This is a genomic window from Psychrobacter sp. 1Y6 (genome assembly GCF_052258385.2).
In the GTDB taxonomy this organism is placed as follows: Bacteria; Pseudomonadota; Gammaproteobacteria; order Pseudomonadales; family Moraxellaceae; genus Psychrobacter.
Genome location: NZ_JBQQEW020000001.1, coordinates 1,294,832 through 1,318,630 on the forward strand (window position 1 = coordinate 1,294,832; position 23,799 = coordinate 1,318,630).

At 42.6% G+C, this 23,799-nt stretch carries 22 protein-coding genes; 7 read left to right on the top strand and 15 right to left on the bottom strand.

What is annotated here, in order from left to right; all coding sequences use genetic code 11:
- Both ACTXGF_RS19205 and ACTXGF_RS19210 read left to right on the top strand, forming a co-directional pair.
- On the top strand, positions 1-1,527 hold the full coding sequence (locus ACTXGF_RS19205; RefSeq protein ID WP_443534111.1) for an aldehyde dehydrogenase family protein: 1,527 nt from the start codon (positions 1-3) through the stop codon (positions 1,525-1,527).
- 250 nt (positions 1,528-1,777) lie between these two features.
- A complete protein-coding gene (locus ACTXGF_RS19210; RefSeq protein WP_443534113.1) occupies positions 1,778-2,389 on the top strand; it encodes a TetR/AcrR family transcriptional regulator in 612 nt (203 codons plus the stop codon).
- 43 nt (positions 2,390-2,432) lie between these two features.
- Here ACTXGF_RS19210 and ACTXGF_RS19215 read toward each other — a convergent pair whose 3' ends face one another.
- The 7 genes from ACTXGF_RS19215 to ACTXGF_RS19245 form a co-directional block, all read right to left on the bottom strand.
- Entirely contained in the window at positions 2,433-3,059 is a 627-nt protein-coding gene (locus ACTXGF_RS19215; protein WP_443534115.1) for a CDP-alcohol phosphatidyltransferase family protein, read from the bottom strand.
- Between the two features lie 80 nt (positions 3,060-3,139).
- On the bottom strand, positions 3,140-3,772 hold the full coding sequence (locus ACTXGF_RS19220) for an ABC transporter ATP-binding protein (protein ID WP_443534117.1): 633 nt from the start codon (positions 3,770-3,772) through the stop codon (positions 3,140-3,142).
- Positions 3,773-3,887: 115 nt separating this feature from the next.
- Positions 3,888-5,651: an ABC transporter permease gene (locus tag ACTXGF_RS19225; protein WP_443534119.1), complete on the bottom strand. Its 1,764-nt coding sequence runs from the start codon at positions 5,649-5,651 to the stop codon at positions 3,888-3,890.
- The gene (locus ACTXGF_RS19230) at positions 5,648-6,946 is read right to left on the bottom strand and encodes an ABC transporter substrate-binding protein (protein WP_443534121.1); all 1,299 of its coding nucleotides are present in this window, start codon (positions 6,944-6,946) and stop codon (positions 5,648-5,650) included. The genes ACTXGF_RS19225 and ACTXGF_RS19230 overlap by 4 nt, the downstream gene beginning before the upstream one ends.
- Before the next feature lie 183 nt (positions 6,947-7,129).
- Positions 7,130-9,178: a dihydrolipoyl dehydrogenase family protein gene (locus ACTXGF_RS19235; protein ID WP_443534123.1), complete on the bottom strand. Its 2,049-nt coding sequence runs from the start codon at positions 9,176-9,178 to the stop codon at positions 7,130-7,132.
- A gap of 362 nt (positions 9,179-9,540) precedes the next feature.
- A complete protein-coding gene (locus ACTXGF_RS19240; protein ID WP_102078490.1) occupies positions 9,541-9,945 on the bottom strand; it encodes a hypothetical protein in 405 nt (134 codons plus the stop codon).
- A 455-nt stretch (positions 9,946-10,400) separates the two neighbouring features.
- The gene (locus tag ACTXGF_RS19245) at positions 10,401-10,934 is read right to left on the bottom strand and encodes a DUF2058 domain-containing protein (RefSeq protein ID WP_102078489.1); all 534 of its coding nucleotides are present in this window, start codon (positions 10,932-10,934) and stop codon (positions 10,401-10,403) included.
- Between the two features lie 405 nt (positions 10,935-11,339).
- On the opposite strand from ACTXGF_RS19245, the gene ACTXGF_RS19250 reads away from it, so the two are divergent.
- Complete coding sequence (locus tag ACTXGF_RS19250) at positions 11,340-12,203, top strand: universal stress protein (RefSeq protein ID WP_443534124.1); 864 nt, start codon at positions 11,340-11,342, stop codon at positions 12,201-12,203.
- A 92-nt stretch (positions 12,204-12,295) separates the two neighbouring features.
- Positions 12,296-12,979 (top strand): cupin domain-containing protein, encoded by a 684-nt coding sequence (locus ACTXGF_RS19255; RefSeq protein ID WP_443534125.1) that lies wholly within the window; start codon positions 12,296-12,298, stop codon positions 12,977-12,979.
- 155 nt (positions 12,980-13,134) lie between these two features.
- Here the strand turns inward: ACTXGF_RS19255 and yihG are convergent, their stop codons facing one another.
- The 6 genes from yihG to ACTXGF_RS19285 all read right to left on the bottom strand — a co-directional run bounded on the left by yihG (position 13,135) and on the right by ACTXGF_RS19285 (position 18,312).
- Positions 13,135-14,103, bottom strand: a complete 969-nt coding sequence (gene yihG, locus ACTXGF_RS19260; protein ID WP_443534127.1) for a 1-acylglycerol-3-phosphate O-acyltransferase, YihG family — start codon at positions 14,101-14,103, stop codon at positions 13,135-13,137.
- A gap of 519 nt (positions 14,104-14,622) precedes the next feature.
- Positions 14,623-15,165, bottom strand: coding sequence for a peroxiredoxin-like family protein (locus ACTXGF_RS19265; RefSeq protein WP_101205252.1), 543 nt, complete (start codon positions 15,163-15,165; stop codon positions 14,623-14,625).
- Positions 15,166-15,352: 187 nt separating this feature from the next.
- Positions 15,353-16,240 (bottom strand): glutathione-dependent disulfide-bond oxidoreductase, encoded by an 888-nt coding sequence (gene yghU, locus ACTXGF_RS19270; protein ID WP_443534129.1) that lies wholly within the window; start codon positions 16,238-16,240, stop codon positions 15,353-15,355.
- A gap of 70 nt (positions 16,241-16,310) precedes the next feature.
- A complete protein-coding gene (locus ACTXGF_RS19275; protein WP_443534131.1) occupies positions 16,311-16,964 on the bottom strand; it encodes a DsbA family oxidoreductase in 654 nt (217 codons plus the stop codon).
- A 110-nt stretch (positions 16,965-17,074) separates the two neighbouring features.
- Positions 17,075-17,629, bottom strand: coding sequence for a carboxymuconolactone decarboxylase family protein (locus ACTXGF_RS19280; protein WP_101205249.1), 555 nt, complete (start codon positions 17,627-17,629; stop codon positions 17,075-17,077).
- 392 nt (positions 17,630-18,021) lie between these two features.
- On the bottom strand, positions 18,022-18,312 hold the full coding sequence (locus ACTXGF_RS19285; RefSeq protein ID WP_443534133.1) for a putative quinol monooxygenase: 291 nt from the start codon (positions 18,310-18,312) through the stop codon (positions 18,022-18,024).
- 287 nt (positions 18,313-18,599) lie between these two features.
- Between ACTXGF_RS19285 and ACTXGF_RS19290 the strand changes: the two genes are divergently transcribed.
- Positions 18,600-19,280 (top strand): glutathione S-transferase family protein, encoded by a 681-nt coding sequence (locus ACTXGF_RS19290; RefSeq protein ID WP_443534135.1) that lies wholly within the window; start codon positions 18,600-18,602, stop codon positions 19,278-19,280.
- A gap of 139 nt (positions 19,281-19,419) precedes the next feature.
- Entirely contained in the window at positions 19,420-20,004 is a 585-nt protein-coding gene (locus ACTXGF_RS19295) for a TetR/AcrR family transcriptional regulator (protein ID WP_443534137.1), read from the top strand.
- A 199-nt stretch (positions 20,005-20,203) separates the two neighbouring features.
- Here the strand turns inward: ACTXGF_RS19295 and ACTXGF_RS19300 are convergent, their stop codons facing one another.
- A complete protein-coding gene (locus tag ACTXGF_RS19300) occupies positions 20,204-21,121 on the bottom strand; it encodes a haloalkane dehalogenase (RefSeq protein WP_443534139.1) in 918 nt (305 codons plus the stop codon).
- Positions 21,122-21,399: 278 nt separating this feature from the next.
- Positions 21,400-22,743, bottom strand: a complete 1,344-nt coding sequence (locus tag ACTXGF_RS19305) for an SIP domain-containing protein (RefSeq protein ID WP_443534141.1) — start codon at positions 22,741-22,743, stop codon at positions 21,400-21,402.
- 193 nt (positions 22,744-22,936) lie between these two features.
- Here ACTXGF_RS19305 and ACTXGF_RS19310 point away from each other — a divergent pair, with 193 nt between their 5' ends.
- A complete protein-coding gene (locus tag ACTXGF_RS19310; RefSeq protein ID WP_443534143.1) occupies positions 22,937-23,701 on the top strand; it encodes an ABC transporter ATP-binding protein in 765 nt (254 codons plus the stop codon).
- The last annotated feature ends 98 nt before the right edge of the window (positions 23,702-23,799 follow it).

Consider the following 23,799-nt stretch of genomic DNA (forward strand, 5'->3'; position numbering starts at 1 on the left):
ATGGAAATGCTGAACTCTACAGACTTAACCAGAGAAACTGCCATACAAACGGCTCAAAACGAAGTTGTACTCAATGCCGCTTATATCAATGGTGACTGGGAGACGATTGAAGCGCTCGCGACCGATTCTGGTGATGCAAGCTTTGATAATACAAATAACCAAACATTGTATGATCCAAATTCAGGCGAGGTGATCGCAACGACTCGCTTATGTACCAGTGCTCATGTAGAGCAGGCAGTTGCAGCGGCTGATGAAGCCCTTGCTAGCTGGTCACAGGCTAGTGTAAGTGAGCGTGCCCGCTATCTAAATGCGATTGCGGAGTCTATGGAACAGCAATTCGATAAGTTGGTTGGACTGTCTGTATTAAACAACGGCAAGCCAATTGAAGAGGCAAAGATAGACGTAGGGGATGCTATTGCCTGCTATCGCTACTATGCCAATCTCATCACAGATCAGGCCACATGGTCTAAGGTTTCAACGCTTGAGTCAGGTATACGCTTGTTAAAGACATACTCGCCAGTGGGTATTTGTGCGCTGATTACCCCTTGGAATTTTCCAATGGTAACGACTTCTTGGAAGTTGGCGCCTGCGCTAGCGGCAGGTTGTACCGTGCTATTGAAACCGTCTGAAGTGACATTATTACCAGAGCTTATGCTAGGTAATATCTTATCGGAGATAGGTTTGCCAAAAGGAGTGGTTAATATTTTACCAGGTGCTGCCGAAGTGGGCACTGCTATGACCAGTCATCCGCTGATTGACAAAGTCTCTTTTACTGGCAGTAATGTCGTCGGTGAAAAGGTCATGATCCAAGCAGCAAAAGGTATCAAAGACATTAGCCTAGAGCTGGGTGGCAAGTCTGCTATTGTGGTATGCGCCGATGCTGATATTGATTATGCTTGTGATTTAATCATTGGCGGCATATTTACCAATGCAGGTCAGATATGCTCGGCCACGTCGCGATTGGTTGTCCATCAAGACATCGCTGAACAGCTTTTTGACACATTAAAAGTCAAAACGGAAAGTCTGCAAATTGGTGATGGTTTCGCGACAGAGACGCAAATGGGTCCATTGGTTAGCGAGCAACAGTTAAATCAGGTCAAAAAATTCTTTGATATTGCGACAGCTGAAAATCTGGACTACTTAACTGGCGGTGAGCTATTAGAAGCATCTGGCTATTTTGTAACGCCAACTGTCTATACGAATGTGCCAACGACCAGTCAGTTATGGATGGAGGAAGTGTTTGGGCCTGTATTAGTCAGTACAACCTTTATCGACAATGCAGAGGCTATTCGCCTAGCTAATGATAGCAAGTTTGCTCTAGCAGCTACCATCGTGAGCGCCGATGAGACTGCTGCGCTTGAGATGTCGCTACAAATAAAAGCCGGGCATATCTGGATTAACGAGCAACAAATCGTGTTGCCTGAAACTGGGTGGGGTGGATTTAAACAAAGTGGTATCGGACGTGAGCTAGGCGGTGATGGTTTGTCTGCTTATCAGAAGAGCAAACACGTATTGTTGACCGATTAATTGGATTTTTAACTAGATTGTCATTAGCCACTATAGAGTGGCTATTTCCTAGCTATCAGCATGACTGTTGAATTATTGTGGAGTGATTGTTGATAGCTAGATCGCGCCCTAGCATTACGTTTGTTTACCAGACCGTTTCTTATATTAACTTTACTGTCGCACCCATTCAGGATAAAATTGAGCAATCATTCAAGTTTTATAGCCGTGCCCATTTTTATATGAGGTCACGGCTTTTTAAATGGGGCACATTATGTCACGCACCGCACTTTATAACCGTCATGACGCCTTGGAGCGTGCGCTACAGCTTTTTTGGCAAAAGGGCTTTCATGCCACGTCTCTAAAAGACATAGAGCAAGCGCTCGATATGCGCCCAGGCAGTATCTATGCCGCTTTCGGTAATAAAGAAGGCCTGTTTCAAGAAGCACTAGAATATTATGCGCGTCTAGGACTGACCGAGCTTGAGCGAGTGTTGAGCCATCATGAAACGCCTTTATTAGGACTGGCCGCTTATATACGTCAGCTTGGCGGGATTCGTGATAAGGCGTTACCGAGCCGAGCCTGTATGTTGGTCAAAAGCTTACTAGAGCTAGGTGTGCGTGAGCAGACAGCGTTAACCAAGGTGGAAATGCTGCTGGCAGGTATGGAGACGCGTTTTATAGAATGCTTTAAGGAAGCGCAGAATGTCGGTGAGATGGATAGTGATCTTGATCCGGTTAGACTTGGACGCCGTCTACAGGCAGAAGTCATGGGGCTACGTGCCTTTGCACAGCGTGACATAGAGAGCTCGACGGTACACGCCCTTGCTGAAGATATGGCCTTATCTATAGAAGCACTGCGACTCGATGATTCGGTAAATGCTTAGAAGTTCATTGCTGGATTTTGATACGGCATATATCTTTAGACGCTTACTTGGTAGATTCGAGCTGCTTAAGAGTATGATACCCACCATGTATACGAGTAAAAATAGTAATAGCGCAGGCAGTAGCAAAGATACCAGCAAGTAGCACAAAATGCTGCGGCCAAATACAGAAAGCAATAAACAGAGCAATGGTCTCGGTGCCTTCGGTGAGGCCGTTGAGATAATAAAAGCTCTTATATTTAAACTGCGGCTTGTCTAATTGAAACTTTTCTGCAGAAATCGCAAAAGCCAAAAAGCTCGAACCTGTCCCAATAAATGCCGCTAATAACAACGCGCCTGCAATAGCGTTTTGCGCAGGATTGGCCAAAATAAACCCGAGTGGCACAGCGGCATAAAACAAAAAATCGAGGGTGATATCTAAGTAGCCGCCAGCGCTTGAGCTTTGCTGTGCGTAGCGTGCCATTGCGCCATCCAGCCCATCAAAGATACGATTCAATATAATCGCTGCTAGCGCGCCATACCATAGCTCAAACGCGAGTAGTGGTAATGCCAACATACCGACCAAGAACCCAGCTACTGTAAGCTGATCAGCCGTAATACCAAGCTTATGCAATGTCGCTACTATCGGGGTTAGCAGTGGCTTGATAATGGGCGTAATAAACTTGTCTAACATGCGAGCTGCCTTTTATATTTTGCTTATTTTGGTACTTTGATTGGGTGCTTAGCGTTGATATTTGACTCTGATGTCCAAAACTATTGTCCTACATAAATAACCTTACCATTGGCTGCTTCAGCGTCGCTTTGGTCGTGCGTGACCATAATAGCAGGCAACTTATGAGTACGAATCTGATCGAATACCAATTGCCGCGTATCCATCCTCAATTGAGTATCAAGTTTGCTAAACGGCTCATCAAGTAGTATCGCTTTGGGCTCACTCAGTAGCGTGCGTAGTAGGGCGACACGTGCTTGTTGACCACCTGATAAGTTATCAGGGTGACGATCTCCCATCCCTTCTAAGCCCACTTGCGCTAAAGACTGCGCTATTTTTTCAACTCGCTGTTTTTTGTTTCCTTTTGGCATGGCAAAAGCAATGTTGCCTGCGACGGATAGATGTGAAAACAGCAGTGCGTCTTGATACAGAACACCAATATGGCGCAAATGCGCAGGCAGGTGAGTCACATTTTTATCGTTTAACCAGACAGTACCCGTCGCAGTAAAATCGCTCGCCAAAGTGCCTGTTAGCCAGTTCAGTAAGCTGGACTTGCCACTACCAGAAGGGCCCATCACGGTTAGGATGTCGCCACCAGCGATGTGCTCATTGATACTCAATAACTGCTCGTTTTGACGAAACAGCTGTAAGTCTTTTATCTGTAGAGATGATGGCATCAGGAACCCTTTATTTGCGTTTTCTATGACTAATGATTTTAGTATTTTTAGTGGCTAGTTTTTGCATAACGGCTGATTTTCACAATTGCTCTTATTCATGTCATGGTAAACCCTGCTACCGTGCGCCACTTCTAAAAAAGTATTTGGGTAGCATCCAAGCCAATATAAAACCGATGAGCGGTAGCGCCATTTGCATAATGGCATAGACGGCACTGGTACGCCTACTGGCTCCATTTGCCAATGTCACCGCTTCTGTTGTGATAGTGGCAATACGTCCACCGCCCGCCAATAGAGTTGGCAAGTACTGACCAAAGCTGATCGCTAGACCGAGAGCAATGGCAATCAAGATAGGGGCAAATAGCTGCGGCAGTTTTATCTGAAAAAACACTTTGATAGGGGCAGCGCCAAGGCTTGCGGCCACATGAGCAAAACGTGAGTCTAAGCGTCGATAGCTACTGGCCAATGATAAAAACACATACGGTAGCACGAATAAAAGATGGGCAAATGCCACATTAAAAAATTCCGATTGATGATTGGCCAACTGCTGTAACCATACTAAGCCGAATAGAAACGCGATACTTGGTACCAGTAGCGGTAAGTAAATAATAAAACTGGTGAAGTGTGACAGTGGTTTAGCACTCAGTTGCTCAGCTTCCAAGCATAGCAAAGTCAGAAAAACAGCAAAGGCAGTACTGACGGCCCCAATGCTAAGCGTATTGAGCAGTGGTGTGCTCATTTGAGTAAAAGCACTTTGAAAATGTAATAGTACGAATTGCTCTGGTAGCATCGCCGGAAACCGCCAAAATCCTGCAAATGCCCATAATACAAGGCCAGAGAGTGACAGTAACATAAAACCAATCACGCCTACGGTAAGAATGGCGGTGATTTTTTGCCAGATAGTATCTGCATAATGACGTTTACCATTGACTGACGAAACACTAAATATTGTTTTGATAGCTTTTTCGCCGCCCAGCCAAAAAGCGACTAACCCTGCTGTCAGTACGAGTTGTAATAATGCCCCTGCTGATGCTTTGATACGCAATGTAAGATCGACATCGTTGAACCATTGTATGATAGAGACGGCAAGCGTTGGCGGTGTATTAGGGCCCAATATCAACGGCATTTCAACGCTCGCACTGGCATAGGCAAGCACTGCTAAAATTGGTAAACGTAGAAAAGGATATAACAGTGGCAAGACCGCCTTAAAAAAGGCAGTAATTGGGTAATAACCTAAATTGAGCGCAACGGTATATTGTTGACGCAGTTTTTTGCCAAGCTCAGGCTGAGCCAGCGCGCCCAAAGCCATTAATAGCAAAAACGGCAGCTCTTTTAAGGTTAAACCCAAGATGATGCTGATACCGTATGGATCATGTGGAAACATACCATCGGGTGCCATCTCCCAACCAGTTAGCCAAGGAGAGATGAGCCGTGCAAACATGCCTGACGGCGCAATCAAAAACCCAACGGCAATAGCTGCAGCTGCATGAGGAATGACCAAGATAGGGCTTAATAAATGCTCAATACGCTGCAACCAAACACTGTTAAAGAACGCGGCTAATATCATCAGGGCAATGACAAAAGCAAGTAAGGTGCTGATAAGTCCTGTAGCAAGACTTAATGCAGCCATCTGCGTGATGCCAGGCGTTTGCCATAGGTCTATAAATCCTTGCAGATTCAAGGTTGTTTTTTCTAGGGCAGGAAGCCAGCTCAGGGCGGGCAGCAGTACACAGATGAGGCCACAGAGTACCGGTAATATTAATATAAGAATTAAGAGTTTAGGACTAAAAGACACGATACGCGTAAATAGGTCTTTTTTCTCAAGCGTAATAGGTCTAGGGCTATCACCTTTTTTCGTTATTTTATCAAAACCTTGGCTCATGGACTCACCCCATAACGTGCTTGCCAGCCTTGCTGGATGGCCTCTACCCAACTTGGATGCGGCTCGCTTACCGTGCGTTTGACACTGTCAAAGGGCAGGGCGCTTGGATGAGGCTGCTTGGTTTTAAATAAAGCTTGTTGTGCAGGGCTAAGTGTAGATTGAACCAGTACGCTTTTGTCACCCCATACCGAAGGGGTTTGTTTTTTTGCTTGGGCTTCTGGACTCATCAAAAAGTTGGCTACTAATTGTGCCGCCTGAGGATGGCTAGCGTTATAAGGGATAGCGACAAAATGAGTATTGCTTAAGCTGCCGTCACTCATCGCATAGCTGCGAATGCTCTGGGGTAAGTCATAACGCTGCACGGCCGCAGGAACTTCTGGTGCTGAAAAGGTAAAGGCGAGACTCAGCTCCGTATCATCGACCAAGCGTCGCATTTGTGCACCTGTCTGCACGAACTGCTCGCCATTACGCCATAAGGTTGGATGAAAGTTATCCAAAAATGCCCATAGCGGATCTAATACGAGCGCGGTGTTTTCTTCAGTGGCAGGCAAGTTGAGCTGTGCGCTAATATTTTTACCCATTTGAGCGTCTTGTTGCTCATGCAGCATAACTAAGACGTATTTTAAGAAACTCATACCCAAAAAATCAGGTGGCTTTGGGTAGCTAAAACGGCCAGGGTTTTGTGCTGTCCAAGTAGTCAGTTCAGTTAGCGTTGTTGGCGGTTTACTGGTCGACAAGCTGTCATAATAAAACGTCAGAGAGGCTTGTCCCCATGGTGCTTCCATGCCGTTGGTCGGCACACCAAAGTCGAAATTTACGGTTGGATTATTTTCTGGGTCCGTCAACGCAAAATTGGGCAGTTTGTTTGCCCATTGTTTGAGTAATAATGAATTTTCACTCATGGTGGCAAAGTTAGCACCATTAATCCATATGAGATCCACGCTGCCTTGATCGTCATTGTGAGCGGATTTTTCTGCGAGTACCCGACTGACTGCTTCACTGGTGTCGCTCAATTTAACATGGACTAAGTTGATATTATATTTATCATCGACTTGATCGGCGACCCATTGTAGATAGGCGTTAATTTGCGGATCACCGCCCCATGCATAAAAGTAGACGTCTTGATTGCTGCCTTTGGCTTCTATCTGCTGCCAAGGTGATAGGTCTTTGTTAATATTGGCAGTAGTAGGTGATGCAGTGCTTGCTGATATACCAATACAAATGCTCATCACCATAGCGTAGGTGCTATATCGCGTAAGACGTTTGAGCATCGGTAAAGCGGTAATAACGTGCATTCAAGTTTCCGTTATGATTTAAATGTTAGTAAAGCCGGTAAAGATCTCATAGGCTGTCATATCAAACCAAACAGATACTACGAAATCTAAACCAGCTTTGTTCGGCTTTTTTTAGAGCTTTCCTACCAGTCGCATCATTTAACGATGCCTACGAGCAAACTGCCATTAACTAACTGTCATTAATTAACCGCGACGCCAAGTATGGTATTTTTCTAACCAACTCAATACGGTCTCAGGGGCGTGAGCACGTTTCCACTCACCAGCGGCATATTTGTTGCCTTCTGCCCAAGTAGGGTAACTGTGAATGGTGCCCAATATTTTGTTGAGACCCAGACCATGTTTCATTGCCAGTACAAACTCAGCGATTAGGTCGCCTGCATGTTCAGACACCACCGTAACGCCCAATATTTTGTCTTTACCTTTTGGCGTAATGACTTTGATAAAACCTTTAGCCGCGCTATCCGTAATGGCGCGATCCAGCTCTTCAAACTCAAAACGAGTAATCTCGTAATCGATGCCTTTATCAATGGCTTCTTGCTCGTTGATACCGACACGAGCGACTTCTGGGTCGATAAACGTAACCCAAGGAATCACACGATAATCTACTTTAAACTTTTTCAGGTTGCCAAATAAACCATTCACTGCGGCGTACCAACCCTGATGGGCAGCGACATGAGTAAACTGGTATGGACCGACGATATCACCCGCGGCAAAAATATTGGGATACAACGTCTCTAAATATTCGTTGGTCACAATCGTACGATTGGTTTCGATACCTAGCGCTTCTAAACCATAACCTTCAAGACGTGCGCTACGACCAACGGCACAAAGTAGCTCATCATACTCGATATCGATTTCTGTTTCATTGTGTTTGACGATGATGTATTTTTTACCATCACGCATCTCGCAGCGCATCGCTTGATGTGAGGTCAAAATATTGACACCGCTTTCAGTGAGCGACTGGTGAGCAAAGGTAGACACTTCAAGGTCTTCTTTGCCCATAATGCGATCGCTCATCTCAATTTGCGTCACATTAGAACCCAATCGAGCAAAGCTTTGAGCAAGCTCGCTACCGATTGGACCACCGCCCAGTACTACTAGCTTTTTCGGAGCTTCTTCTAGCTCAGCAAACTTAGTCCATAGCGTGTCGCTGGTTACGTAACCTGTTTCTTCTATACCTGGCAGAGGTGGTACAAATGGGCGAGCGCCAGTGGCGATAACGATAGTACGTGCTGTTAGGGTTTGCATACCGCCGTCATTTAGTTGAATTTCTACTGTCCATGGGTCAATCAATTTAGCATAGCCTTTGACCACATCGACGCCCAGATTGGTATAACGCTCGACGCTGTCATGCGGTGCGATATCTGCAATTACTTTGTGTACGCGTGCCATCACTTTTTTGAACGAAAACTGCGGTACGGTGTTCTCTAGACCGTAGTTTTCCCCATGACGAATTTGGTCAGCGATTTTTGCGCTCTTAATGATGGCTTTACTAGGTACACAGCCATAATTAAGACAATCGCCGCCCATCTCACCTGCTTCAATCAGTGTGACTTTCGCTTTGACTGCTGCGGCAATGTAGCTTGTGACCAATCCACCAGCGCCTGCGCCAATCACAATCATATTGCGATCGAACTTTTTAGGTTTGGTATGGCCTTTATAAACACGGCGTTTTTTAAACATGTTCAACACTCCTTTTGCTATTAATGGGAAGAAACCTAATAACGCAAACGAGACAATTAAGTTGAAAGATAAAATACCCGATAAGCTGTCTATCTGTGCCAGCTGTGTCCCTGCATTGACGAAGACAAACGTTCCAGCCAGCATGCCGATTTGACTGACCCAGTAGTAAGTCCATGTTTTAATAGACGTTACACCCATCAATAGGTTAATCAAAAAGAATGGAAATATGGGTACCAGACGTAAGGTAAATAAATAAAATCCACCTTCTTTTTCGACGCCTGCATCAATAGCTGCCAACCGCTCAGGAAAGCGCTGTTTGATGGTATCACGCAGTAAATACCGCGATGCCAAGAAGGCAATGGTCGCACCAATACTCGATGCAAATGAGGCAACGAGTAAGCCCTGAACCAAACCAAATAGCGCACCCGCGGCTAGCGTCAAAATCGCAGCGCCTGGTAAGGAGAGGGCAGTAACGACAACATATAGTAAGAAAAACCCACCGATAATCAACAGCGGTGACTGCGCTTTGTATTCATTAAATTGCGCCATCGACCCTTTTAAGCCATCAAGCGTCAATAATTGATTTAGGTCAAAATAAAAAAAGCTTGCCGCTAATATCAATATTAATAGTATTAAAAATATTCTTTTAATCATGGAAAATCCGGCCAAATAAGGGAGCAAAGGCTAAAATCGTAGTTATTACTCAAACTGTAGAATACTCATCATCTGAATAACTAAACTTAAGTAACAATACTTAAGTAACAATATTTGAGTACCGTGGCGATCAAATCGAATTGTCTGAATCGCCTAACTACGATAAAAAAATTAAGTCGGCAGTCTTAATAGTATATAAATTATGTCTTGCTGTCTGATATTTATACTACTTAAGCAATAAGCACTGCCGCTGACATTTATACTGGAGACGTATTTTTACCCAATGTTAGGGTGTCATAGTCTCTCATTAGGAAGAGAGCCAAACAGGCTGCCAGCATCGGCCATGCAGCAAAGAACAGCAAGTTATCAAAAGGCGTTAGATAAAGACCAAAGGAGGCAAATGTAGAAGCGGCATGTAGTAATAAAATGATGCCGTAGGTCCATTTTTTGAATAAACCCATGACGAACGAGAAGATAAGAATAATTTGTAAGCTACCAATCAAATAAACAATGGTGATGCCCAAGTTTTCTAAAGCGTAGAATTTAGCAAACACATTGGCGGCATGCTCAGGATTTACAAATTTGTCGAGTGTCCAAAAGAAGAATACGATGAAAACACCAAGGCGAAGAAACAATAGTGAGAGTGGCAAATGTTTTGGCATGGATTATCTCTTTTTGAGAAAAAGTAAAAGTGAATTGGAACAAATTAAGCAAATAAAACGGGCACGATGGCACCGAACTATCAGGTAACAAACACAGGTAAAATATGAACAATGTTGAGTGATTACTCAAAAATAAACAAAGTATTACCACAAAATGTACTAAAAACGCATTGTAGTGGTTATTGAATAACTGTTCAAGTTGAATATATCCATATTCTAGCAATTATAGGGTTGGGTTACTTTCTTTAACCAAACCAGCAATGTTAGGTTAAAGAAGCTCGATTTGTGTACGTTTGATTGAGTCTATCGACACATTTAAAGTTTATCTTGCGCTATAAAGATTTGCCTAACCCGTATAAACGCAAAAAGCCCTTTATAGAACGTAAATTCTATAAAGGGCTTTTGAGGAGATGCTTATAACACTATAGTAAAGCCAACAGCAGTAAAATAATGCCTTACCACATCAAGTCATCTGGAATCACATAAGCGGCATACGGATCATCTTCTGCCAATGCTTCTTCAGCAGTGTCATTGGACACAACCATAAAGCCTTCCATTTTTGAATCGATACGGTCAGCCAATGGACGAGGTAATAGCGCGTAGCTTTCTTCCAAGCGTGCGATAACTACGTGGCCAGCCACGATTTGATCATATAGTTTCTGAGTGATAGCAATTTTCTTTACTTTGGACTCATCGACAAACTGATAGCTGACTTCACCTTCTGTCTCAGTAATCTGATGCTGCTTAATCATTTGGACGATATTGGCCTTTAATGCTTTCTCTTCCAATACGCGCTGTTTTTCTTGATTAAGCTTTTGATCCTTTTCTAGCTTTTGAGCTTGCGCCTCTGCCAACGCTTTTTTTGCTTCCACGCTTTCTGAGTCACCAGTACGCTTGGCATGTTGCGTTTGCTTGCTGATCTTCTTGGCCTTTTTGCTATCAACCAAGCCAGCCTTTAATAATTGAGCCTGTAGGGCATTTTTTGCCATAATCCAATCACCTAAATAACGATACCGAAATCATAAATGCTAAAAAATACATTGTAGCAAACTTTGCTAGCGCATGTGGTCAGACGATGATAAGACTTTATATATAGCTAGATATCAGTCTGCGGTGAGCCATGCACGATGCTGTCAGTAACAAATTGCAATTATTGCAAAAGGGTCGCACACATCGCTGGATGAAGCCGTGTAAATTGGTTATTATCAAATGAAGGGGTAAATTTACCTGATAAGATAATTTTTGAAAAATAACTATTATAAGGTAAATGAAACATACCCCAATCAGAGTACGTAAGCTAAAGAGTATAAGTTAAAGAACATAAGCCAAAGAGCATAGCTTGGTCAGATCTAACAAGCTGTATAGGATTAAATAATTAAATTTAAGGACAGATTATGACAACATCACAGCACATTTTGGCCTGTATTGACGGCTCGGCAGTGACTGAATCGGTTTGTGACTATGCAGCATGGTATGCCAGTAAACTAAACGTACCTGTTGGATTATTGCATGTCAGTGACATACCAGTATCGACCAGACGGGATTTATCAGGTGCTATAGGCATCAATAGCCGTCAGTTTTTGTTAGAAGAATTGTCCCAATTGGATGAACAAAGAGCAAAAGTCGTCAACAGCTATAGTAATGCGTTGGTACAAGATGCAAAAAGCCACATTCAAAGCAGTTTCGCTGATGTCAATGTTCGCGTTTATCAACGCCACGGCAAACTGCTTCCTAGTATTGAGCATTTTAAAGAAGAAAATCGTGCGATTGTGATGGGACGCCGCGGAGAAGATCATAAGAACAGTCGGATCAATATTGGTAGTCAAATCGAGACGGTCGCTCGTGGGTCAGATATTCCTATATTGATTTGCTCAGAGAAATTTGAAGAGCCAAGCTCCTATATGATTGCCTTTGATGGTAGCAAAACCTCTATTAAAGCGGCACGAATGGTGTCAAAAAGTCCACTATTAAAAGGTCTGAAAGGCCATATCGTAATGGTAGGCAATCATAATGACGCTGCTAAGCAAAGTATGAGCGCCGCCGCCGCACAGTTAGAAGATGCTGGGTTTGTTGTTGAAGCACATCACTTATCTGCTTCTGATGCGGTGGACGGATTGTTAAAGTTTCAGGTAGAAAACAATGTCGACATTATGGTGGTGGGTGCGTACGGACATTCGAAATGGCAGCAACTGTTTCTCGGTAGTACAACGACAGAAATTATCGCTAGCACGTTATCGCCGGTCATTCTAGTGCGGTAATAACGTTATATATTTATGTTTATCGTCTAGGGCGTGTCCTCAGTTTCATATTGTGGGTACGCCCTAATCATTTAATACCTTTGGAATACTTTATGCTAATTAATGCAGATTTTTCACAACGTGCTTCACTGGCCCCCGAAGCACATCAATGGATTAAGTCACCACAAAATGGTGTAGAGCGTGTGATGCTTGATCGTGTGGGCGCGGAGAAGGCCCGCGCTACCAGTCTTGTGCGTTACGCGCCAAACTCTTACTTCCCGCATCATCTGCATCCAGGCGGCGAAGAGATATTGGTATTGTCCGGCACTTTTTCTGCAGATGACACTCATTATCCAGCAGGTTGGTATCTACGTAACCCACCGTCTTCAGGTCATCGGCCTTATAGTGACGAAGGTGCTGTTATTTTCGTTAAATTGAGGCAAATGTCGTCTGACGAAACGCAGCACGTGGCTATCGACACTTATAATGATGCTAATTGGCAGCAACAAGCTAACCGTACTGTTTGCCCGCTTTTTTCCGATGGGGTAGAGCACGTTAGTCTGCAGCGTATCGATGCAGGCGAGTTACTATTCACTGAGACAGTCCATGGCGGTGCAGAAATATTAGTTGTAGCAGGCGAGCTAATAGAGGGTGGACAGGTATATCAGCAGGATAGTTGGATACGCCTACCGGTAGATACAAATGTACAAATAAAAACAGGGGTAGAGGGCGCAACCATATACTTAAAAACTGGCCATCTTAATTATGTCATTGGTTTAGACATTGAAGAGGTTTGAATGACTTCGTTATTGATAGCTAGTTATTGAAACATACATTATCAAAAACTTTGGCACGTCAACTTTTCAGTCATGAGGTGCCAAATTATCTGTATTAGAACTTAGTACACTATGAGAAATTCTTATCTATATATGAGTATCTTTAGGTAAAAGTATCAAAGATCACTTGTTTTGATAGTATCTTTGCTTTCAAAATCAGCCAGCATTTCTGTGATAAGTTGATCTTTTTGATGCCATATTTGCTCTACCCAATCAAACATCTGTGCTTTTATCGCTTCATCTGTTTCATAACCGCCGTTTTTAATCGCAGTGAACAGATCTTCAGGTATCTCAATATGTCGCACATCGACGCCTAAACGTTTGATATTACCTTTCCATAGATCGCTATAAGTGGGTACACCGTCAGGGTAGACAATCGTCATGTCTAAAATCCCATCGATCTCTTCCCCTAATGCACTCATAGCCAGTGATAACCCGCCAGCGCGTGGCTTAAGTAAATGCGTATAAGGGGATTCTTGTTTATCGTGTTTGCTAGCGGTAAAGCGAGTCCCTTCTAGATAGTTCAATAGCGTAAAAGGCTTGTCCTTGAGCAACGCACATGCTCGTTTCGCTTCTTCGATATCCTTACCCTTTAGAGCAGGGTTTTTAGCGATGGCTTCTTTAGAATGTCGACGCATCATAGGAAAGTCGAGAAAGTAGAAAGCCTGACCAATGACAGGGATGTATATGAGCTCAAACTTGGTAAAAAAGCGCGTTAATGGCAAACGTTTTTCGCTGATATATTGCACGATACTGGTATCAACCCATGACTGATGATTGCTAACCAATAGATACTTACCGTTGGTATGCACATCATCAGGTAAGTTAATGCGCCAGTCTTTGCGCGGTAATACGTTATCGATCAATGCATTGTTACTATTGATCCAATAGTTCGTCACATCGATAACGGCTTTGTCAGCGATGGCAGCACCGGTGATAGCCTTGGTAGCACCCATTACCCAGACAGGTAGCCCAGCTAACATACTATTAAAGGTAATCACACTGGTTGCTGTCGTCAGTGAGGCAGCTTTGCCCAATTTTGGAGCGCGTTCATGTAGTTTTTGAACGATTGATTTCAATCGCATATCGAATCCTTTTACTCATATCTATGATGAGATATTGATAATGTTGCTGCATGATTTTAGCAGAAATCAATCTCAGTGTACGAGTGTTAACAACAAATAATAAACAGCATTGATAAATCAGAACGTACGATCGTATCAAGATTTAGCCAAAAAGAAAGACAAATCAAACCATAAAAACAGTCTGTTTTATTTATAAAAACCAACCGATGAAAAAAGAAATATAGATTATTCAAAAGGGAAAATGTTGATGATGATATTTCGAGCTCAAATATAGCCCTTATATGCTGGCTAGTCTATGAGTTTCGTCTAGAACCTCTTTTTATAGATTGACCTTACTACTCAAACATTAGTACTGAGCAAATACTAATGAAGTTAAATATTTTGATAGCAATTAAGTTATCAATAAACAAATAAAGGGCGTATCAAGAATTATCTCGATACGCCCTCTATAATTTAACCCGTTAGATATTGATCAGCTAAATAATCGAGTGAATCAACACTCTATATTTACTATATCAATTAGCCGTGCATACCACGGATAGGGTAGTTGTTTTCTGGGTTTCTAACAAAAGCCAAACCGTTTGCCAAGGCTTCAAGATCTGGTCTAGAGAACGGTGCGTTCGAGATATCAACAATGTGTACTTTTCCTTCAGCATTGATAACGAACACAGCAGGCTCAGCGAAAGGATGATCGGTTTCTTTTTCTGAACGTGGGTCAGAGATATATAGACCTAGCGTATTCATCTGCTCGATAGTCAGACCATAAGCCATAGGGAAACTAACATCTATCTGATCTAGATGACCTTCTAACTGCTCTTTGCTGTCTGCAGATACTGCGATGATATCGACGCCGACGTCATAGAAAGATTGTTTTACTGTCTCTAAGGTATTTAAGTATTTTGTGCAAATTGGGCAATGCTTACCACGGTATACAACGACCAGTTTCCAATCATGACCGTTTTCAGGTTTGCCTAATGAAGTCATTTCACCGTTTAATACTTGTACTTCCATTTCAGGAAACGTAGTACCGGCTTGAATTTTTTGAGCATAATCTGTTGACATAGTTCTTATCCTTTTTAGTAGTGTCTTTATAGTTAGTTGGTATTTAACAACCTTACATTAGCAGTCTTAAGTGCAAAAGTATTGGATGTTTACAGTAGTTCCAAGTAGTAATAGGAAAAGTAAACATTACCTTTAAAATCGATTAATAAGACTACTTAAGTAAGCTAGTAAGTCATAGACAAAGCGTCTATTTTTTTGCTTCTTCGGTTGTCTGAGCATCCAGTTTATCTTGAGTTTTTAGCTCAAAGTCTGAGGCATCATGACGTTCGTGTAATTGCTCAGCAGGCTCACCCCAAGTGCGGTTTACCTTGCGACCACGTTGCACAGCAGGACGCTCTAAAATCTCAGTTGCCCAGCGACGAACATTTGGATAGGTCTCAACTTGTAAGAACTCTCCTGCATTGTATGCTTCGCCTAGTATTAGATTGCCATACCAAGGCCAAGTGGCGATATCTGCAATCGTATACTCATCGCCACCTAGATAGCGATTTTCTGCAAGCTCACGTTCTAGTACATCTAATTGACGTTTTACTTCCATCGTGAATCGATTAATAGGGTACTCAAACTTTTCTGGTGCATAAAAGTAAAAATGTCCAAAACCGCCACCCAAGTAAGGAGCAGAGCCTTGTAACCAGAAGAGCCAATTCATCACTTCAGTACGTGCTGCTGCATCTTTAGGCAGTAGCTTTCCGAATTTTTCAGCAAGATAAAACAAAATAGCGCCACTCTCAAACACACGGCTACCAGTCTCGGTATCCAAAAGCACAGGAATTTTTGAGTTTGGATTTAGCTCAACGAAACCTGATGAGAACTGTCCGCCTTCACCAATTTGAATCAGGTGCGCGTCGTACTCAGCTTCTGTCACACCTAATGCCAATAATTCTTCGACCATAATGGTGACTTTTTGACCATTAGGGGTACCCATTGAGTAGATTTGCAACGGATGTTTGCCGCGAGGTAGTTCTGCTTCATGTGTTGGGCCAGCGATAGGGCGGTTGACGCTTGCCCACTTACCGCCGCTTTCTGCATCCCATGTCCAGACGCTAGGTGGCTCGTAATGATTAGTGTTTGACATAATGATGATACCTTTTTATATACTGTGCTCAGTAGGGTGTAATTGGTAAATCAGATCCAGTTTATTGTTTTTATTCTGGCATGTCTGCTAGTTGCTTTAAGATGTTTTTGTAGTTTTCTACACCTTGCGCGCCGCTCACCAGATGACGACCATTAAAGATAACCGATGGTACGCTTTGAACACCTTGCTGCTTTGAATGCTGTACGGCTTCACGTATCACATTGGCATAGCGTTGATCTGCGATAACGGCGAGTGCTTCATTACGATCTAGTCCAATATCTGCTGCGACATCTGCCAGTACGGTACTGTCAGCCACGTTTTTATTATCAACGAAATGCGCAACGAATAATGCTTGTTTTAGGTCGTGCATACGTCCTTGCTGATCAGCCCAATGCAGTAACTGATGCGCATTAAAGGTATTGTAGGTACGAAAATCATCGGTAAACTGAAAGTTAAATCCAGCTTCTGCACCTACTGTTGTCATTCTAGCTCGGTTCTCTTTAACGTCCTCAGCAGTCGTACCGTACTTCTCCATAATATGCTCACGATAGTTTCGTCCTTCGTGCGGCGTATTAGGATTTAATTCAAATGGGTGCCAGTGAATCTCGTGCGGCGTGTTGGTTTGTTTTAATGCCTCGGCCAATTGGCTATAACCGATAGCGCACCAAGGGCATACAACGTCTGACACGATGTCTATTTGTAAGGGTTTTTTTGCCTGTTCCATAGGATCTCTCATTAGCGATAAATTAAAATGAAAAACTGCTGCCCGAAGATGTTTCGAACAACAGTATGAAAACATCAAATGGACTGTGTCAGCGTTGGCTGAAAAATATATTAGTCAGCTTTGTGCCATTCAAATTTCTGAAATGGCTTGTCGACTGGTGTGTTAGCTAGGTGGTTCGTATAGTTGCTCATGACTTTTTGAGCAGCACCAAGAATAACTTCAAGAATTTGACGCTTAGTGTAGCCTGCATCTAAAAATGCTTGAACCGCGCTATCATCAACGTTACCACGATTACGGACTACAGATAGTGTGAAGGTACGCAATGCTTCCAATTTTTCAGTTGGTAGTGGCGTTTCATCACGTAATGCATCAGTGATAGCGTCATCTACTTTCATGCTCTTAGCAATACCAGTATGCGCAGGTACACAGTAATGGCAAGCATGCTCAACGTTGATAGTTTGCCATACCACAGTGGTTTCTTCATCATCAAAGCTGCTGTCTAAAAACAGTTGATGTAGCTGTTGGTAGCCTTCTAGCAAGCCAGGCGCTTCAGCCATCACGGCGTGTAGGTTAGGTACCATGCCAAATGCTTTGATAGAAGAATCAAGCAAGTCTTTGCTTTCTGCTGGGGCTGTGTCTTTATCGTGTAGAGTAAATTCGGTCATAACATAATTCCTAATAATAGGTTTGAGATTTAGTGTGTTTTAGAGTTTTCATGCTCGCTTCAAAGCAATCGCTGATTTACATTTAATTATTGGCTTGAGTAGTTACTCAAAATTAGCAACTTTGCTTAGTCAACGAGTCAATAGAGACTACTATAAATGATATTGAGCAATCGCTCAATAATTATTTGAGTAATCGTTCAAGTAAATTGTAATGGCTCAATTACATTCCTCTGCGTAATACATATTATTCTATTAATATCAGTACCTTAATAAGGTAACACTGTGTAAGTAATAAGAGAAAATAATGGTAAAAAAATGATTGTTAGCGTTAATAACGTTATTTTCTCTAGTGTTACGGACAAAGCTTATTGAAAGGATTGAATGAATCGAGATTAATGAACTTCAGTCATCTCATGTAGTACGAATGATTCAACCGCGCCTTCTGTTGCGGCAGAGAAGTCTTTTAGATGTTGGTTTTCCATATGTATTTGCCATAGCTCGCGCGTGGCCCAACTTTCATGAAACATAAAGTGAGTGGGTTTTTCATTATCTTGGAACAAATCATAACGAATACAGCCTTCTTCGCTGCGGGTAGCTGGTATGAGTTTTTCGAGTTCAGCCTTTACGAGAGCGATGCTATCGTCCTTTGCTGTGATGTGGGCGATGACGGTTAATGTAGTCATTTCTAATCCTTTGAATTGGTGAGATGGTTGGATGAGTTTTGAGGGTGACTGTTGGTAAAAGAGTCTATATACGAACAGAGTTATATCGATACTGTATTTATTATATCAATATATAACATTACTTGAACGACCGTTCATTTGTGGTTATAGTGTATATCAGACAATAAAAATGTGCTTCAAATTTCGACGTCTATTTTTGTTATCTCATTACAGCTTTTATAGCCATTAATATAGTCACTAGATTTGATGGTCATCAGACGACTGTCTTCATATAATAGGATAAAGTTATGCTTAAATTTTATTTTCATCAAACACCAAACCCAATGAAAGTAGCATTGTTTCTTGAAGAAACTGGGCTACCTTATGAACTTGTGGCAGTAGATACGCTAAAAGGTGAGCAGCATACACCTGAGTACCGTGCTATCAACCCAAATGGCAAAACGCCTGCGCTGGAAGATGATGGCAAACGCGTATTTGATTCTACAGCTATCTTGATGTATCTTTCTGAAAAAACAGGCAAGCTGGCAGGACAGCCAGAAGAACGTAGCGAGATGCTGTCATGGCTAATGTTTGTGGCATCTGGATTGGGCCCTTTTTCTGGTCAATCTGTTCACTTTAGACATAAAGCGCCAGAGAAAATCCCATATGCCATTAACCGCTATCTTCGTGAAGCTGAGCGTCATTATGAAGTGCTAGATACGCACTTAGAAGGCCGTGAATATATGGTTGGTGATAGCTACTCAATCGCTGATATTTCTACTTGGGGCTGGATTGATAAAGCGACAGTTGTACTAGGCGAAGGCGGCTTGGATAACTATCCGAATTTAAAGCGCTGGTTTGATAGCATTAATGCCCGTCCAGCGGTACAAAAAGCCCGTGACATTCCTAAAGGTATTGATTTCAAAACTGAGTTTGATGACGTTGCTGCACGCGCGCTTTATCCGCAAAACTTTGATAAAAATAGTTAATCGATAAAAATAGTTAATCGAAGCAAAGAGACTTAATAAGTCTTATAATATAAAAAGTGATTAAAACCAGTAACTAAGGTTGATTCTACAAACTTTGCCTTAAAATAGATTTTAAGGCAAAGATATTAAGGTGAAAATTATGAGTGCTCCGATAAAGTTCAATCGTGAGGATGTGATCGAAAAAGCAAAAAACCTCTATTGGGAGAAAGGCTATCACGCGACATCAATGCGCAATTTGCAAGATGTGGTGAATATGCACCCAGGTAGTATTTATGCAGCTTTTGGTAGTAAAGACAAACTGTTTACAGAGTCACTGAATCGCTATGCCGCAGATGGTGCCAAGAGATTGGCCGACTGTATTGAGCAAAAAGACACAGTGCTGGATGGCTTAAAACATTTTATCCATACAGTGATTGTCTGTAATAGTGCCACTGCGCCTAGTGGTATGTGCATGATCGTCAAGACAGTCGCTGAGCTTACTCAAAACGATAGTCCAGATCTACTCGCACATGCAACGAATATATTGGAAGGTATAGAGGCGTCGTTTGCCGTGCTCTTTGGACAAGCCATTGATAGCGGTGAGATTAGCGCAGAAAAAGACCCAGTTGAACTGGCGCGTTATTTCCAAATTCAAATTATAGGTCTCAGGACTTATGCGCAAGTCACTAACGACAATGATGCAGTAGAAAAATATATCGATGATATTTTTGAAAATATCGTATAGCAGGGTTGTATAAAAAGTAGATTTTTTATTGTCGATCAAGCTGTTGCTTTTTATAAGATGCTACTTGATAAAATACAATTTGATTAAATACCAATGATTTGGTTTTAACAGCTCGCGCACTTTATCATTGACCAATCATTATAGTATTACTAAAAACCCTGATTGCTAGTACATTAGCGATCAGGGTTTTTGTTATCTATTACTGTGCTTTTGGATTGTCATTGATGAACTTCAGTAGAAGCTCAGCCAATGTTTCGCCTTGGTCTTCTTGCAGGAAATGACCACCGTTAGTGATAGTCGTATGATTTTGGTCTTTGGTACCAGGAATCAGCTTTTGCATGATGCGATCGCCGCCACCAGTTACTGGGTCGGAATCACTAAACAATGTAATGAATGGCTTGGTCCATTTGCTTAGCACGACCCAAGCTGCTCGGTTGTTTTCTGAAGCAGGATCATCTGGTGTCGTGGGCACTAGGATAGGAAACTGTCTGGCGCCTTCTTTATAGGACTCATCAGGGAAGGGCGCATCATAAGCATCCAGTACGGCTTGAGATAATGTCGTTGTAGTACCGCTTTTAATGGTGCCTGCTACATTAAATTTCGGCGTCTCCTGAGAGAACTTCTGCCACTTGCGAAAGCCTTCGCCCGGATCATGATCCCCGGTCGGTAGCATTGTATTACCTGCTGCGACACGATCGAATTTATCAGGTTGCGCTGCTACTAAACGTAGGCCGATTAAGCCGCCCCAATCTTGACAAAACAGTGTGATATTTTTTAAATCTAATTGATCAAGTACCGATTGCATCCAATCGACATGGCGCTGATAAGTGTAGTCAGTACGCGATGCAGGTTTGTCTGAACGTCCAAACCCAGGAAGGTCTGGCGCGATAACGCGGTGTCCTGCTGCTGTTAGTATCGGAATGACTTTACGATACAGATAAGACCAAGAAGGCTCACCATGTAATAATAAGATAGGGTCGGCGTCGCTTGGACCTTCATCAAGGTAGTGTACGCGTAGCTCGCCACCTTCTGTATCATCGACCATCAAATAGTTCGGTTCAAAATCGTAATCTTGCAAGTTAGCAAAATACGAATCAGGCGTCCTAAGTTTTTTCATATATCATCCTTGGGTTAGAAAAATAACAGTGCATTCTGGCACTGGTGTTAGACAGTCTATTAAAAGTGAGTCTTTAAGTGCTACTCGACTATCACTGGTAATCCTAGTGATAAGGCTATCTAACTATAGTCTATATTGATTAAACGTTCAAAATGAAAACTATACCTTACAAACATTCGTTGCTGCAAACATTAATAGTGGATTCGCCAGTAGCATCCACTACATATAGGATAATTTTTGATAAGGATAGGTTTTGAGTTTCATTTTATAAAGCTAAACTAATCGTGACGCCAGTAGACCTTTACCACGACATCGGTACGACTTAGCTCAAGTCTGTCTTTCAGCAATGGGCGCAATGCTTTGGCAGTATTTGCTTCTAGCGCCCCCCAAACTTTATCAATCTGTAGAGGATTGTCAGTCAAATAGTCGCCTAACTTCCTATCAATTAGCGTGGCTAACTCTGCTCCTGAGTTTGGTTGATTGGTTACTATAGGCAGTACGGTAAAGTGGTTATCCTTGCGGCTTTCAGTATCGCAATCATTATTAGTGTCACTGTCAGTATTGCTGTTGTCATTACCAATGTTATCAATGCCACTGCGCATTTTTACCGTATCAAAATAGCTTTGATCGGCTGCATCTTGCGTCACACAAATGACCAATGGTGGCGTGGGGTTGTTCCATAGCTCCAGCAATCGTGCTGCCGTTGGCATCGAGGTCTCGTCGACAATCAGTACCGCTTGACCGTCTCGTAAGTGCTCTACCTTTTCTGGAAACTCTCGTTTTGTGACAACGGTCTCGCCTGCTTGTAGTGCTGCTGCCCAGTTGCCGCCCGGCGTATCCCCATGTAAAAAAACATCAACCCATGCTCGTATCTCATCATCAGCTTGCCATGCTTTTCTCAAAGTGTAATAGCAGTGAGGACGAGCAGGGCGTACGTTTTCCTTCTCGCTACCATTAGTTTTATAGTCACCAGCTTTATTGCCATCAGTACTGTCCGTCGTTGATGCATCGGTCATTGCATTGTGCTCTAAATCAAACAAGTAAGCGTAACCCGCTTCGTTGGTAGGCACTGACGTCGAGCTTGTTGCGCCTTTAACATCGCTTAATTGAGCGGCATTATTTAATGGTGTATCACTATTTAATGACGGCATGCTCAATTCAAGGCGCAGCATATTTTTGCTGACTCTATAACTACTTTGTACATCAAATACTTGCTTGGTCAGTTTGATTGTTTTTTTGCCTAGCTTTTTATCTGCTCTTTGTTTTAGCAAGATATATTGGGCTTGCAAATCATCAAGCTGGGAGATAGGGGCGGCAAAAGCGATAAAGAAAGTCTGGTCATAGAGCGAGCTATTGTGAGCGCCAACCAGTTGAGTCTCTGAGCCTTTTGGACGAGTTTGTATGGCAATGCCTTCAGCATAAATATCAGTTATTTGCGCATCGAACAGATCCAATTCGGCGGTAGATAATGAGGTAAATGCACTCAAAAATCCAAGCAGTTCGTCGAGGTGCTCTTCATTAATATGCGCGACCACACCTGCTATTTCAGGGTCGTTTAGGGGAGTGTATTGGCTGTTTTGGTTATCGGTGTTTTCTGTAGTAGCTAAAAGAAGATTAGTCATATAAATACTCGCAATCAACAGAGCGTTGAAATTAAAGTGAATGAGTTTATAGTTAATGATAATTGTTTTTGTTATCATTTACGAGTAAAATCAATTTTTATTGTGGTTTGATCGTCAAAAATTGGTCTACAACCGATGGCCGATGAACCATCATTTTTATGACATATTATCTTTATCAACAATGAGTGCTTATATGCTACGTGCAAACCAGCTGACTATCAGCCGTCAAGGAAATACTCTATTAGACAACGTGACTTGTGAGATTGATACCAATCAACTGGTGGCTTTGGTTGGGCATAATGGGTCTGGCAAGTCGACCTTGATCAAAGCGCTAGCGGGTGAGATGGCAAGTAGTAGCGGCAATGTCACATTAGATGAGCACAGTATCAATGACTACGGCAATAAAGAACTGGCGCGGCAAATGGCATATCTGCCACAGCAATTGCCAGAAGCCGCTGGATTCACGGTGCGTGAGTTGGTCATGCTAGGGCGCTATCCCCATCAAAAATGGCTGCAAAAGCCAACTCAAATAGATAAAGACAAAGTTGCGCAAGCATTAAAAGTAACTCAAACCGAAGCGTTTGCTGATCGAATTACTGCCACGCTATCTGGTGGTGAGCGCGCTCGTGCGTGGCTCGCGATGTGTCTGGCACAGGATACCCGTTACTTATTGCTCGATGAACCACTTGCTGCGCTTGATATGCATTATCAAATCGAGGTCATTCAGCTCATTCGTCGTTTGGTGGATGAGCAAGGATTAAGCGTGGTAATTATTATCCATGATATTAATCTGGCCGCGCAATATGCCGATCGAGTCATCGCGCTGAAAAATGGCCAAATATGTCACAACGGCGATATCGCCAGTACCATGCAACCTACCGTGCTACACGATATCTTTAATGTTGATATGCAGCTGCTCAGTCATCCTATTACTGGACAGCCTGTCGCAGTCGCTTAACGTCTGGTTTCTGCTCCTTCTTTTTAATTCGCCTACAAAGATACGCTTTTATGCCTCCCGTTTTTTATACAGATAAATTATCGAAACATCTACTAGTT

Coding starts and splice junctions, on each gene's coding strand:
- ACTXGF_RS19205 (WP_443534111.1), top strand. CDS start 1: ATGGAAATGCTGAACTCTACAGACTTAACCAGAGAAACTGCCATACAA.
- ACTXGF_RS19210 (WP_443534113.1), top strand. CDS start 1,778: ATGTCACGCACCGCACTTTATAACCGTCATGACGCCTTGGAGCGTGCG.
- ACTXGF_RS19215 (WP_443534115.1), bottom strand. CDS start 3,059: ATGTTAGACAAGTTTATTACGCCCATTATCAAGCCACTGCTAACCCCG.
- ACTXGF_RS19220 (WP_443534117.1), bottom strand. CDS start 3,772: ATGCCATCATCTCTACAGATAAAAGACTTACAGCTGTTTCGTCAAAAC.
- ACTXGF_RS19225 (WP_443534119.1), bottom strand. CDS start 5,651: ATGAGCCAAGGTTTTGATAAAATAACGAAAAAAGGTGATAGCCCTAGA.
- ACTXGF_RS19230 (WP_443534121.1), bottom strand. CDS start 6,946: ATGCACGTTATTACCGCTTTACCGATGCTCAAACGTCTTACGCGATAT.
- ACTXGF_RS19235 (WP_443534123.1), bottom strand. CDS start 9,178: ATGGCGCAATTTAATGAATACAAAGCGCAGTCACCGCTGTTGATTATC.
- ACTXGF_RS19240 (WP_102078490.1), bottom strand. CDS start 9,945: ATGCCAAAACATTTGCCACTCTCACTATTGTTTCTTCGCCTTGGTGTT.
- ACTXGF_RS19245 (WP_102078489.1), bottom strand. CDS start 10,934: ATGGCAAAAAATGCCCTACAGGCTCAATTATTAAAGGCTGGCTTGGTT.
- ACTXGF_RS19250 (WP_443534124.1), top strand. CDS start 11,340: ATGACAACATCACAGCACATTTTGGCCTGTATTGACGGCTCGGCAGTG.
- ACTXGF_RS19255 (WP_443534125.1), top strand. CDS start 12,296: ATGCTAATTAATGCAGATTTTTCACAACGTGCTTCACTGGCCCCCGAA.
- yihG (WP_443534127.1), bottom strand. CDS start 14,103: ATGCGATTGAAATCAATCGTTCAAAAACTACATGAACGCGCTCCAAAA.
- ACTXGF_RS19265 (WP_101205252.1), bottom strand. CDS start 15,165: ATGTCAACAGATTATGCTCAAAAAATTCAAGCCGGTACTACGTTTCCT.
- yghU (WP_443534129.1), bottom strand. CDS start 16,240: ATGTCAAACACTAATCATTACGAGCCACCTAGCGTCTGGACATGGGAT.
- ACTXGF_RS19275 (WP_443534131.1), bottom strand. CDS start 16,964: ATGGAACAGGCAAAAAAACCCTTACAAATAGACATCGTGTCAGACGTT.
- ACTXGF_RS19280 (WP_101205249.1), bottom strand. CDS start 17,629: ATGACCGAATTTACTCTACACGATAAAGACACAGCCCCAGCAGAAAGC.
- ACTXGF_RS19285 (WP_443534133.1), bottom strand. CDS start 18,312: ATGACTACATTAACCGTCATCGCCCACATCACAGCAAAGGACGATAGC.
- ACTXGF_RS19290 (WP_443534135.1), top strand. CDS start 18,600: ATGCTTAAATTTTATTTTCATCAAACACCAAACCCAATGAAAGTAGCA.
- ACTXGF_RS19295 (WP_443534137.1), top strand. CDS start 19,420: ATGAGTGCTCCGATAAAGTTCAATCGTGAGGATGTGATCGAAAAAGCA.
- ACTXGF_RS19300 (WP_443534139.1), bottom strand. CDS start 21,121: ATGAAAAAACTTAGGACGCCTGATTCGTATTTTGCTAACTTGCAAGAT.
- ACTXGF_RS19305 (WP_443534141.1), bottom strand. CDS start 22,743: ATGACTAATCTTCTTTTAGCTACTACAGAAAACACCGATAACCAAAAC.
- ACTXGF_RS19310 (WP_443534143.1), top strand. CDS start 22,937: ATGCTACGTGCAAACCAGCTGACTATCAGCCGTCAAGGAAATACTCTA.